Source organism: Bacillus sp. PDNC022, assembly GCF_016919285.1.
Lineage (GTDB): Bacteria > Bacillota > Bacilli > Bacillales > Bacillaceae > Bacillus > Bacillus safensis.
Genome location: NZ_CP070345.1, coordinates 3,611,170 through 3,623,526, shown reverse-complemented (window position 1 = coordinate 3,623,526; position 12,357 = coordinate 3,611,170). Strand labels below are relative to the sequence as shown.

At 40.8% G+C, this 12,357-nt stretch carries 14 protein-coding genes; 7 read left to right on the top strand and 7 right to left on the bottom strand.

The window, feature by feature from the left end:
* Nucleotides 1-284 precede the first annotated feature (284 nt).
* Together JVX94_RS18400 and JVX94_RS18395 are read left to right on the top strand one after the other, a co-directional pair.
* Nucleotides 285-962, top strand: a complete 678-nt coding sequence (locus JVX94_RS18400) for a response regulator transcription factor (RefSeq protein ID WP_095409528.1) — start codon at nucleotides 285-287, stop codon at nucleotides 960-962.
* Nucleotides 959-2,290 carry a sensor histidine kinase gene (locus JVX94_RS18395; RefSeq protein ID WP_205184067.1) on the top strand — a complete coding sequence of 444 codons (1,332 nt, stop codon included), beginning with the start codon at nucleotides 959-961 and terminating at the stop codon, nucleotides 2,288-2,290. The genes JVX94_RS18400 and JVX94_RS18395 overlap by 4 nt, the downstream gene beginning before the upstream one ends.
* A gap of 20 nt (nucleotides 2,291-2,310) precedes the next feature.
* Here JVX94_RS18395 and spxO read toward each other — a convergent pair whose 3' ends face one another.
* Nucleotides 2,311-2,475, bottom strand: coding sequence for an anti-adapter protein SpxO (gene spxO, locus JVX94_RS18390; protein WP_003212782.1), 165 nt, complete (start codon nucleotides 2,473-2,475; stop codon nucleotides 2,311-2,313).
* Nucleotides 2,476-2,667: 192 nt separating this feature from the next.
* Here spxO and JVX94_RS18385 point away from each other — a divergent pair, with 192 nt between their 5' ends.
* A complete protein-coding gene (locus JVX94_RS18385) occupies nucleotides 2,668-3,546 on the top strand; it encodes a TetR/AcrR family transcriptional regulator (protein ID WP_144472173.1) in 879 nt (292 codons plus the stop codon).
* Between the two features lie 21 nt (nucleotides 3,547-3,567).
* On the opposite strand, the gene JVX94_RS18380 is transcribed toward JVX94_RS18385, so the two are convergent.
* From JVX94_RS18380 to JVX94_RS18370, 3 genes are all read right to left on the bottom strand, one after another.
* A complete protein-coding gene (locus JVX94_RS18380) occupies nucleotides 3,568-3,873 on the bottom strand; it encodes a hypothetical protein (RefSeq protein ID WP_225315506.1) in 306 nt (101 codons plus the stop codon).
* A 154-nt stretch (nucleotides 3,874-4,027) separates the two neighbouring features.
* Entirely contained in the window at nucleotides 4,028-5,422 is a 1,395-nt protein-coding gene (gene fumC / locus JVX94_RS18375; RefSeq protein WP_024423418.1) for a class II fumarate hydratase, read from the bottom strand.
* A gap of 89 nt (nucleotides 5,423-5,511) precedes the next feature.
* On the bottom strand, nucleotides 5,512-5,679 hold the full coding sequence (locus JVX94_RS18370) for a YvzF family protein (protein WP_003213147.1): 168 nt from the start codon (nucleotides 5,677-5,679) through the stop codon (nucleotides 5,512-5,514).
* 112 nt (nucleotides 5,680-5,791) lie between these two features.
* Between JVX94_RS18370 and JVX94_RS18365 the strand changes: the two genes are divergently transcribed.
* From JVX94_RS18365 to JVX94_RS18350, 4 genes are read left to right on the top strand one after another with little or no spacing between them, the layout of a single operon-like run.
* Nucleotides 5,792-7,216 (top strand): spore germination protein, encoded by a 1,425-nt coding sequence (locus tag JVX94_RS18365; protein WP_095409531.1) that lies wholly within the window; start codon nucleotides 5,792-5,794, stop codon nucleotides 7,214-7,216.
* Nucleotides 7,203-8,297: a GerAB/ArcD/ProY family transporter gene (locus JVX94_RS18360; RefSeq protein ID WP_095409532.1), complete on the top strand. Its 1,095-nt coding sequence runs from the start codon at nucleotides 7,203-7,205 to the stop codon at nucleotides 8,295-8,297. The genes JVX94_RS18365 and JVX94_RS18360 overlap by 14 nt, the downstream gene beginning before the upstream one ends.
* Entirely contained in the window at nucleotides 8,294-9,415 is a 1,122-nt protein-coding gene (locus JVX94_RS18355; RefSeq protein ID WP_203128827.1) for a Ger(x)C family spore germination protein, read from the top strand. Before JVX94_RS18360 ends, JVX94_RS18355 begins: the two co-directional genes overlap by 4 nt.
* A gap of 37 nt (nucleotides 9,416-9,452) precedes the next feature.
* Nucleotides 9,453-9,821, top strand: a complete 369-nt coding sequence (locus tag JVX94_RS18350) for a hypothetical protein (RefSeq protein ID WP_041115724.1) — start codon at nucleotides 9,453-9,455, stop codon at nucleotides 9,819-9,821.
* A gap of 42 nt (nucleotides 9,822-9,863) precedes the next feature.
* On the opposite strand, the gene liaR is transcribed toward JVX94_RS18350, so the two are convergent.
* Genes liaR through liaF form a run of 3 tightly spaced genes read right to left on the bottom strand, consistent with a single transcriptional unit; the run spans nucleotide 9,864 to nucleotide 12,348 of the window.
* On the bottom strand, nucleotides 9,864-10,499 hold the full coding sequence (gene liaR / locus JVX94_RS18345; RefSeq protein WP_041115722.1) for a two-component system response regulator LiaR: 636 nt from the start codon (nucleotides 10,497-10,499) through the stop codon (nucleotides 9,864-9,866).
* The gene (gene liaS / locus JVX94_RS18340; protein ID WP_048237405.1) at nucleotides 10,496-11,560 is read right to left on the bottom strand and encodes a two-component system sensor histidine kinase LiaS; all 1,065 of its coding nucleotides are present in this window, start codon (nucleotides 11,558-11,560) and stop codon (nucleotides 10,496-10,498) included. Before liaS ends, liaR begins: the two co-directional genes overlap by 4 nt.
* A complete protein-coding gene (gene liaF / locus JVX94_RS18335) occupies nucleotides 11,557-12,348 on the bottom strand; it encodes a cell wall-active antibiotics response protein LiaF (RefSeq protein ID WP_186437281.1) in 792 nt (263 codons plus the stop codon). The genes liaS and liaF overlap by 4 nt, the downstream gene beginning before the upstream one ends.
* Between the last annotated feature and the right edge of the window lie 9 nt (nucleotides 12,349-12,357).

Here is a 12,357-nt window from a genome sequence, read left to right as displayed (position 1 = left end):
CGGACTTTAGGTCCTCTTAATGGAAAGATCATTGAAAATCACTTTATGGCAATATGTCAAATTATATAATACTTATTCATAGAAAAAAAGCAAGGTGCGCACATTGATGAAAAGCACCTATTCATCCGCCTTTTGTCTATGCCCTTTTTTCCCTTGACCTTATCATAATCAAACATTATGGGATAATGATGAGAAGAATATGTGAAATTGTGAAAAAAGCGTGTGATTGTTGACATGCCGCCTTCGTATCCCGTTATAATGACGTTGAGAGGATGTGGAAGACTTTGTCGTACACCATTTATTTAGTTGAAGATGAACAAAACTTAAATGAACTGTTAACCAAATATTTAGAGAGTGAAGATTGGAATGTCTCCTCTTTTTTAACTGGAGAAGCGGCACGCGAGGCAATGAACAAGCCGCCGCATCTATGGATTTTAGATATCATGCTGCCTGATACAGACGGCTACACCCTTATTAAAGAAATCAAGGCCGCATCACCTGACGTACCGGTCATTTTCATTTCAGCACGTGATGCAGATATCGACCGTGTCCTCGGCTTAGAGCTGGGAAGCAGTGATTATATTGCGAAGCCATTTCTTCCGCGTGAGCTAATCATTCGAGTTCAAAAGCTGCTGGAGCTTGTGTATAAAAACAGCGATACCCCGCAGCAGCAAAGCGTCACACCAGTGTCTTCTTATGTCATTCATGAGGATGTAAGAGAGGTCTATGAAGAGGGTCAGCTCATTAACTTAACGTCTAAGGAATTTGACTTGCTGCTTTTATTTACACATCACCAGGGACATGCTTTTTCTCGTGAAGATATCCTCGTCAAAATTTGGGGACACGATTACTTCGGGACAGATCGTGTGGTCGATGACCTTGTCAGACGGCTGCGCAAAAAAATGCCCGACTTAAAGGTCGAGACCATCTATGGATTTGGCTATAGGATGCTTAAAGGATGAAGAACAAACCGCTCGCTTTTCAAATTTGGGTTGTGATCTCTGGCATTTTGCTCACCATTTCAATTGTCCTGATTATTCTATTTTCCAATACATTACGTGACTTCTTCACAAATGAAATTTATAAAAATATCGAAAATGAACAGCAAGTGCTGACAGAATATCCATTAAACCGAGACGGCTCGCCAAAGTCGACACCGGAAAACCGCTCCGTGCAGCACATTTTGATCCCATCAGATGAATTAGATCAAATGGCGCAGTTTTTCCCGCATGCCTTTATTGAGAAAATCCAATCGTTTGTGAAAAAACAAAAAACCGCAACGAAACGGTATTCTGAAGAGGTGAACGGCCAGCATATCTTTTTTGTCATCAAAAAGGTATCAACAGGCAATACACAATATATTCTTCTGTCCTATGCACCGGATTCTTATCGAGACGACCTGTCCTTTACGCTGTTTAAACAGCTGATCTTTATCTTAGGCACCGTTATTTTACTAAGCTGGATTCCATCGATTTGGCTTGCCCGCTATTTATCCCGACCAATCGTTGCGTTTGAAAAGCACGTTAAACGAATTGCACAAGAGGACTGGGACGACCCTGTCATCGTTGACCGGCAAGATGAAATCGGCAAGCTTGGCCATACCATTGAAGAAATGAGACAAAAACTCATCCAAAAAGATGAAACTGAACGGACACTTTTGCAGAATATTTCACATGACTTAAAAACACCTGTCATGGTCATCCGCGGCTATACGCAGTCCATTAAAGATGGTATTTTTCCTAAGGGAGATCTTGAACAAACGGTGGAAGTCATTGAAGGTGAAGCGGAAAAGCTTGAGAAGAAAATCAAGGATCTGCTGTACTTAACAAAGCTTGATTATTTATCTAAACAACATCCCGCACATTCTTCCTTCCTACTCAGTAATACGTTGCTGGAAGTGGTCGACCGAATACGCTGGTCGAAAAATGAATTGCAGTGGAACGTGGACTTAGATGATGAGGCTACTCTTGAAGGCGATCCAGAACAATGGAGCAAATTATTTGAGAATGTACTAGAAAATCAACTTCGCTACGCAAAAAGTAAGATTGATATTCAGATGGAACAGGAAGAGGATCAAATCCGCATTGTCATTCGTAATGACGGTCCTCCAATTGAAGAACATATGCTATCCAACCTATACGAACCTTTTAGTAAGGGAAAAAAGGGCGAATTCGGTATTGGGTTAAGCATTGTCAAAAGAATTCTTTCAATGCATCAAGCGTCCATATCTATTGAAAATGATGATCTAGGTGTACGTTATACAATCATGGTTCCAAAGAAGAGACTGTAGGTTTTTGACCGCAGTCTTTTTTAGATGAATGAATACCCATTGAAATCACGGTATGTGGCTTTGATCTTTTTGCCAGCTTGATACATCCATTTCTTTTCAATGGTTGTCTCTTTCGGCATTTTGACTTTTTCTACTTGAATCCCTTTTGTTCGCAAGCGTCTAATCATATCATCGATTTCTCTCATGGAACATCATCCTTTCACATATTTTGACCAGTTGGTCACCTTACTTTATAATATAAAGAATTACACTGTAAAAAACAAGTTACAATCTGATTAATTTTTGAAAATTTTCGTCGTTTATGACCGATAAGTCACATCTCTTTGCGCACGTTTCCTAAGACATTTGTCTCTCGGTAAGAAAGGATGACATTCATTTTGAAAAAGAAAGAAAAAATGATCATTGAGGCTGGCATGAAATTATTTGCCAGCAAAGGCTATAACACAACGTCTGTTCAGGAAATTGCAGATGAATGCCACATGTCAAAGGGTGCTTTTTATCTTTATTTTAAATCAAAGGAAGCACTGCTCATTTCGATCCTTCATTACTATTACGATAAGGTATTTACCCGGATTCATGAGGTTCAAACAGAGGGCGGCACACCAAAAGAAGCCTACCGCAAACAGCTCACTGTCTATTACGATAATATTTTGCAGCAAAAGGATTTTATAAAAATGCAGCTGAGTGATCGTGCGCTTCCATTGAATGAAGAGACGCAGCAACTCGCAAAACAAATTAGGCTTGCAACCATCCAGCTTCACATCGATAACATTAAACAAGTGTATGGAGACGCTGCCATTCCATATATGGCTGATTTATGTTTGACGATTGAGGGCATGAGCCACGTTTATTTCGAGCTGGCGATTTTATATGATTTTCAGCTGGAAGCAGAAGAGCTTGCCACAACCATGATTCATCGTATCGATGATTTGATGGGCGGTATGATGAAGCGAAATGACCTTCCTCTCATTTCTGTAGATCAAGCGAGCGATTGGTTTGGTCCAATTTATGAACGGTCATTCGATCCGCTCACAGAATCTCTTTTAAAGGAATTAAGAGAGCTGGCTGAAGCACACTATGAAGTGAAAGAAGAGCCCGATTTATTTGAAGCGCTTGGCATTCTAGAAAATGAATTAAACAAACAAAAACCAAGACAAGTCATCGTGAAAGGCATGCTGTACCAATTGAAATTATACGCACCGCTTCAAACCAACTCTGAGTCACTTTTGCGTATTTTGAAAGAGGATCATTTGTAAAACCCAGGGGATGCCTTGGGTTTATTGTTGTGATAAAAAATCAAAATCCTTATGTGTCAGTTCAGGAAGTTTGCTGGCTTGAACTCTATTTAGTAAGTCATCTACATATCTTTGAACAGCAAGCATGTCACAAGGAAAATCAAATTCAAATTCTTCCTCTATCGACAGAGTGTCCATACAATACGAACAGGTTGGTTTAAAGCCAAGCATATCGTTATTGAAACTTAGAACATCTTCATACGACTCTTCTGACAGCTCAAAATGAGAGATCAAAAATATATCAATATGATTCCCACCCTCGGGCCGTCTTTGATCAATGTATAACAAAAAAGCTGACTCCTCCGTATCTTGGGACATTACTTGAAAGAATTCAACATCACGTGTCCGCAACCATCTAATAAACCTTGTCTTTAATGTTCTCACAACTATTCACCCCAAATATCTTCCCACATAAAAACCAGGGGCAGCCGCCCCTGGTTTCTTATTTTGCTTTTGGTGTCACCATTTCCTCTGGTTTCACAAATTGCTCAAACTGCTCTTCTGTTAACAGCTCTAATTGAAGTGCTGCTTCTTTTAGTGTTAATCCTTCTTTGTGAGCAAGCTTCGCAATTTTTGCTGCATTTTCATATCCGATGTGCGGGTTAAGTGCCGTCACAAGCATCAATGAATTGTTCAAGTTTTTCTCAATCGTTTCAAGGTTTGGTTCGATTCCAACTGCACACTTGTCATGGAATGAGTTCATGCCGTCAGCAAGTAGTTCAACTGATTGCAAGAAGTTATAAATAATGACTGGCTTAAATACGTTCAGCTCAAAGTTTCCTTGGCTTGCCGCAAAACCGATTGTGGCATCATTCCCCATGATTTGCGCTGCAATCATTGTTAAAGCTTCACTTTGGGTTGGGTTGACTTTTCCTGGCATAATTGAGCTGCCCGGCTCATTTTCAGGAATGATCAATTCGCCAATTCCGCAGCGAGGGCCACTTGCAAGCCATCTCACATCATTGGCAATTTTCATTAAATCAGCTGCAAGTGCTTTTAAAGCACCGTGTGCATACGTAATTTCATCATGGCTTGTCAGCGCATGGAATTTGTTTGGTGAAGAATTGAATGTTTGACCTGTCAGCTGGCTGATTTCCTCAGCAACATATTGACCGAACTCAGGATGTGCGTTAATTCCTGTACCAACAGCCGTTCCGCCAATGGCTAATTCTCTCATTTTTTCAGTTGATTCTAAAATCATTTCTTTTGAACGATCCAGCATGTATACCCAGCCGCTAATCTCTTGACCAACTGTCAGCGGTGTTGCATCCTGCAAGTGCGTACGGCCGATTTTCACAATCTCTTGATACGCTTTTGCTTTCTCATCAAGAGTTGTTCTTAACTGGTCAATAGCAGGCAGCAATTTTTTGTACACAGCTAAAACAGCTGCCACGTGCATAGCAGTTGGGAATGTATCATTTGAGCTTTGGCTGCGGTTAACGTCATCATTCGGGTGAATGCTGAACTCGCTATTTTTATCTTTCAAGTAAGCAGTTGCTCTGTTTGCAACGACTTCGTTCATGTTCATGTTACTTTGTGTTCCACTGCCTGTCTGCCAAACAACAAGCGGGAAATGCTCGTCATACTTTCCGCTGATGATGTCATCACATACTGCAGCAATTGCTTCTGCTTTTTCGCTTTCAAGGTTGCCAAGACGTTCGTTGGCAATCGCTGTGCTACGTTTCAAAATTGCAAACGCATTCACAACTTCCTTTGGCATTTTCTCAGAACCGATTTTGAAATTTTCTTTGCTTCGTTGTGTTTGTGCACCCCAGAACTTGTCCTTCGGCACTTTGATTTCGCCCATTGTATCTTTTTCGATTCTAAATTCTGTCATTATGTATCCCTCCATAGCTTCTCATCACTCAACTCTATTCTATACAAAAAACGAAAATCCTTTAAGCGTTTTCAATTAAAATTTTATCTTTATTTTAATTTTAGTTCAATATAAACGCGAACATCCTTCGAATATTTGTATTTTGGGTTCGTTTTTCCGTAATCCTTTGATGTATATGTCACCTCATAATGCTTGTCAAACGACTGTAAAATACGGTCGATCTCCTCTTTTGTTCCTGCTAAACGAATCTGTGCCATCTTGTTTCCTCCAAAACCCTCATTCTTTCTTTTACCACAAAATAATGTAACACAGAATATTGTTTTTTCAAGCAGGTAATGCTAAGAAAAAGATTTGAGGCGGGTGATCCGAATGAAACATACTCCATTAAAAGAGCACTTATACGATAATCTCTCCGTCATTCTTCCGCAATTAAAAGAAATGGACGATTTGGTTCATGAGAAAAAAACACTGCCTCAAGGACAGGTTGTTTACTATTTATACATAAAAGAAATGAACGAAAAGATGGAGATTCAAACTTTTTTAAAGCTGCTTCTCCAAGATCATACGTCTCTCACAAAGGAGAAGCTGGAATCCAATTTATCAATGATGACCACACGTTCGGTGAAAACATCTGAGGAATTGGTTGAGGCGATTTTTGATGGGCATTGCGTGGTACTGATTAACGGATTTCAGCATGCGTATATTTTAGAAACGCATGGAACGAAGAAACGCAGTATAGGTGATGCTACCTCTGAAACAGTTGTGAGAGGACCGAAAATTGGCTTTATTGAAGATTTAGATACGAACTTAGCTCTTGTGAGGCAGCGCTTGAAAAACCCCAATCTTAAAACCGTCGACATGAAGATTGGTCAAAAAAAGTACACCCAAGTGACCATCATGTACATTGACGGTATGGCTCAATCGTCTGTTTTAAAAGAAGTGAAAAAACGACTCAAGCAAGTCACCATTGATGATATACAAGATTCCGGTGTTCTTGAGGAACTGATTGAAGACAATGTGTACTCGCCTTTCCCGCAAGTCCAAAACACAGAACGGCCGGATAAAGTGGCATCTGCTTTAAATAATGGACGTGTCGCCATTTTTGTTGACCATTCACCTTTTGTGTTAATTGTACCTGCTTCTCTTGCGACGATTATGCAATCACCTGATGATTATTATGAAAGGTGGATCGCCGCCTCTCTCATTCGTATGCTGCGGTTTACCTCTATCTTTCTGACATTATTTTTATCAGCCATTTATATTGCACTTGTGTCCTTCCATCAAGGACTTTTACCAACAACACTGGCTATTTCGATCTCAAGCACAAGAGAAAATGTCCCCTTTCCGCCTATTGTGGAGGCACTCATCATGGAGATAACGATTGAGCTGCTGCGGGAAGCCGGTTTAAGACTGCCAAATCCACTCGGTCAAACGATTGGGCTTGTAGGCGGAGTCGTCATTGGGCAGGCGGCCGTGCAAGCTCATATTGTGAGTTCGATCATGGTGATTATCGTCAGTGTGATTGCCCTTGCGTCCTTTACTGTGCCTCAATACGGGATGGGCATGTCGTTCCGCGTGCTCCGCTTTGTGTCCATGTTTACGGCAGCTACTTTAGGTTTATATGGGATTGTGCTGTTCATGCTCGTTCTCCTTACTCATTTAACACGGCAAAAAAGTTTTGGTACGCCTTATTTCTCACCAGATTTTGTGTTCAGCTATAAAAATGAAGACAATTCCATCATTCGATTGCCTTTGAAAAATCAAAAGAAAGGAGAACGATATGGTCAATCATAAAGAGTCGATTTCCAGCTATCAGGCAAGTGCCATTATTGCCAATACAACATTAGGTGCAAGTATGATGATTCTGCCAAGATCAATGGCTCAGGCTGCAACTACACCTGACGGCTGGATTGCGCTCTTACTTATGAGTGTCATTTACATTGTGTTCATTTTTGTGAATGTCCTTATGATGAAAAAAGTCCCCTTCTCCTCTTACTATGATTACACAAATGAGGGGCTTGGAAAGTGGATTGGTGCTCTTGCTAACCTGCTCATTATTATTTATTTTCTTGGCGTTGCCAGCTATGAAGTACGGGCTATGTCGGAAATGGTGAAGTTCTTTCTGCTTCAAAACACACCTGTAGCGGTGACAATGATCAGCTTTATTTTGGTTGGTCTTTACCTTGTAGCCGGCGGGATTGGTGATTTTGCCAGACTGTGCCCCTTTTTCCTCATTGTCACCTTGATTATCTTATTTGTTGCATACGGACTCAGTGTTCAAGAATTTAAGTTAGATAACCTCCGGCCTGTTTTAGGAGAGGGATTCTCCCCTGTCTTCAAATCCCTTAACGCATCAGCCATTTCGTTTGTTGGCATTGAAATGATGCTGTTTATGCCTGCCTATATGAACACGCAAAAACACACCTTTGCTTATGGCACAGTCGGCTTTTTGATTCCTGCGATCATCTATATTTTCACCTATATTCTTGTAGTTGGTGCGTTCACCGTGAAAGAAACTGCGACTTTGACTTGGCCGACGATTGCTTTATTTCAATCATTTGATATACAAGGGATTTTTATTGAGCGAATTGAATCCTTTTTGCTCATCGTTTGGCTTGTTCAGCTTTATACGAGCTTTGTAGGATATACGTTTTTTGCTGCAATGGGGGTATCCAAACTCACAAAATTCCCTAAAAAAATCGTGCTCGCATTGATGGGAATTGTCATCTACTTTGCCGCTGTTTTCCCAAAGGATGTTGATACAGTGCGTGATTATTTAACCTATGTGAATCATTTATTTTTTCTTTTATTCGGTATCCTCCCGTTTCTCTTATTTATCATCGTGTTTTTTAAAAGGAGGCGGAAAGCAGCATGAAAAAAAAGGCGGCCTTTGCATACCTGGCCCTTGTTCTATTAAGTGGATGCTGGGATAGTACCAATATTGAGGAGCTCAATATGGCGATTGGTTATGGCTTAGATAAAGGAGATGACGGTCATAAGCTTAAAATATCTATGCAAGTCCTTGTTCCTCAAAAAATTGAGCAAGAATCCAGCGTGAAAGACCCAACAAAGATTATTGAAACGAGTGGTGATTCCGTACATCAAATATTCCGAACAACGACGCTCAAAAGTCACCGTATTTTCGCCCAGCAGCTGAGGGTGTATTTATTTTCTGAGGAGCTCATCAATGAAAATAATTTCGACCTCGTCATTAATCAATTCATTCGCGACAATGAAACGAGAAGAGGAAGCCTCGTCTTTATGACCTCTGAGAAGCCTGGGGACTTGCTGAAAATCAATGACGATGGACAGCCAGCTTCTTCTACATTATATGATATTTCTGGGAATACTAAATCGACCATACGTATGCTCAAGCCCGTTTCATTAGGAGATATTTCTTCTGCCATGCAAAACAACGTATCTTTTGCTGTTCCGAAAGTCGGTGTGGATCAAGGGAAATTAATAGTAGATGGAGCCTCTATTATAAAGAACAGACGATTTCTCACCAACATCTCTCCTTTAGCAGTGCAGTCATACAACCTGTTGACCGGAGACAGAGAAGGTGGAGTCATTGAATTTGAATATGATCACAGCATCTATTCGTTTGAGGTTTTTAAACTGAAACACAACATTGAAACGAATAAAACAGCAAGCGGAAAATATCAATTTAATGTGTCAGTGGAGCTTGAAGGAAGGTTGTCTGAGGATTGGAATGAACGGGAAAATGCATTTAATGAAAAGTATCTCCAAGAGATTGAAGGTGTCGTGGAGCGTCGAATAGAGAAAAACGTAAAAGATTTCATTGGGGAATTACAACATGAGATCAAAGCAGATATTTGCGGGTTTTCTCAAAAAGCGAGTATTGCGTATCCGAAGGACTTTCGAAAAGAAGCGAAGCATTGGGATGAAATTTTTAGTGAATCGGACATTCGTTACAAGGCAAATGTGAAAATCCGTGACTTCGGGACTAAGGGCGCAACACAATCTTTATAGAGTATGTTAAAATGGTAAGAAAAAAAGGGTGTCAATCATGAAACGAGCTTTACTTTCGGCCGGCATTCTATTTTTGATTCTAGGGATACTTCTGTTAATCGTTGTATTCACGCAATCAAAAGAAGATTTCTTCATTGAAGCCGACAGCTTTTCAAGCACATTTTTGATCGTGGTTTATTATGGACAAACCCCTGCGCTCCTTCTGATGGGAGGCGGATTATTCGTCGGACTTTCACAGATCATTGATTTGCAGGAAAAAAAAGCGGCAGCAGCAAAGGAGAGCGTAAAGCTTTTATCCGAAATGAAGAAAACCCTGGAAGAAAAATCGGCCAAGGAGCAGGAGGCTTTTCCAGTTCCTGAGCTCCATCAACTATCCGAACGTCCGATCACAGGACAGAAGGACTAATTTTACGCATGTTCTAGCAGCTTTCACTTGAAAGCTGTTTTTTTATTGAATCAGCTTATGACGGTGCGCATACACAGCCGCCTGCGTTCGATCTTCCACATCAAGTTTGGAAAGAATGTTGGTAATATGGGTCTTCACCGTTTTAATTGTAATAAATAATTCCTCGGCAATCACCTTATTCGATTTTCCATCCGCAATCAGCTTCAATATCTCCATTTCTCTTGCTGTTAATGAATCATGAAGGATTGATCCATTTGATGAATGACGGAGTTTGTTCATGACCTTTCCAGCCACTTTTGATTCAAGTCTTGGTTCGCCGATACTTGCAGATCTGATGGCATCAGCAATTTCTCCTGCCTTGGATGTTTTTAATAAATAGCTTAAAGCACCCGCCTCAATCACCGGATAGACTTTATCATCGTCAATAAAGCTCGTCAGAACGATGATCCTAGCATCTTCAATTTCTTGACAAATTCTTTTCGTTGCTTCGATGCCATCCATCCCTTCCATGACAAGATCCATTAAAATCACATCTGGCCTTAATTCAACGGCTAGCTCTACACCCTTTTGTCCATCTGACGCTTCACCAATGACTTCAATATCAGCCTGCGCCTCTAAAAAGGCCGCAAGCCCCATTCTCACCATTTCGTGATCGTCGATTAAAAGCACTCGAATCATCGAACGTTCTCTCCTTTTCCTTCATCAAAAATGGGAACCTTCACATCAATTTGTGTGCCTTTTCCCTCAAATGACATAATCTCTGCGACACCGCCTACTTCACTTGTTCTCTCTCGAATCGATTCAAGTCCGTAGGAGGCTGTCTTCACATGGTCTGTTTGAAAGCCGATACCATTATCGATAATCTTTAGCTGCACTTGTCTGTTTCTTATGAGCAGGCGCACTGTCACCTTTGTCGCCTTTGCATGTCTAAACACATTCGACAGTGCTTCTTGCACAATTCGGAAGAGGTGGTCCTCTACTCCTTTAGATAACGGAACATCATCTTCGATTTCCCAATCAATATCAATCGGCTGCTTTGCTTGGAATTCATTTAGCAGCTCTATCAAGCCTTTTTTCAGGTCTTTTCCTTCTAGAGTAATCGGTCTTAAATGAAGCAGAAGAGCACGCATCTCATTTTGTGCATCGCCAGCCATTCGTTCGACAAGCTGCATTTGCTTTAAAATCTTTTCGTCCTTTTCCTTCATGCCTTCCAGAATAGCTGAGGTCATCATCGAAATCGCAAATAACTGCTGGCTAACCGCATCATGGAGCTCTCGTGCTAGCCGCTGGCGCTCTTCTGAGACGACCGACTTCTTCATTTGAACCTGCCATTCAGCCCGTTCATTCGAAAGCTTTTGCAAAGAGGCTACTTGCCCTTCCACCCGTTTTGCCATTTCATTTAATTGATCGGCAGCTAAGCCAATTTCATCGTCGCCAAGAGACGGCAGTCTGTATGCAAAGTTTCCATTTTCAAACTTCAAAATCGACTCTACAAGCTGATCGAGTCGCTTCTTATGCTGATAGCCAAATACACTCCCGGCAGAAATCCCAATCGCAAGACTAACGATGAGTAAAATACAAAAAAACGGTATGCCAAACCAGCGGGTAGAAAGAAGGATCATCGGATCAAGCTGATAATAAAAAAACATCGGCAGTGTCGTCATCGTTACAACACCGAGCGAGATACCGACGCCAAGACGAACAGATTGCCACTGGATACCTAAATGCAGTTTCCTCATAAGTATCTCACATCCACATCTCCGATCAGTAGCGAGATGGAGATTTTCACTTTTCGTTTACTCTCATCGTAATCGTTGGTCATCACATACACTTTACTGCCGAATCCGCTTCTTTTTTCATCTATGATTTTCATATCACCAATCGCGGCGGAAGCACTCACACATACTTCAATATCCTGCGGTACGTAAATATCCACATCTCCGATCAGCCCGCTAATCACGATCGTACTTTCTTCTTCTGCGATGATCGCCTTTGATAAATCGATTTTCACATCGCCAATAAAACCTGAAATCGTCAAATCACTTAATTGAAAAGGCTTTTTCATCAGCCTGACTTCACCGATAAAAAAGTCATGCTCTTTACGCGGCTTTGTCTGGCTTTTTGTTTTCTTCTGATCGCCCTTTTTTTCAAGATTGACTTTCAGTGAAGGTTTCCCGTCTTCTGATGTTTCCTTTTTATCGACATCAAAAACAGGTTTATTCTTCAATAGGCGATAGCCGGCATAAATCAAAAAGGCCGCAAATAAGTAACCTGTTAAACTAAATGTAATATTGAGCAGAAATTTTAAGAAGAGAAAGCCGGCAAAAATATAGGAAACCGAACCGAGCCAACGTTTGGATCGTGAGTGAAGCCAATAACCTGCCAGCGCAAAAAACACAGGCCAAAACAAATCTGCTCCGATCCCAATAATTTTGAGAAATAAATTAATACCAAAAATCACAACAATGATGCCTAAAATTTGATTCCTTGTAAAACGCAGTTGACTCGCCTCCTTCCTTTCATTCATTCATTCATT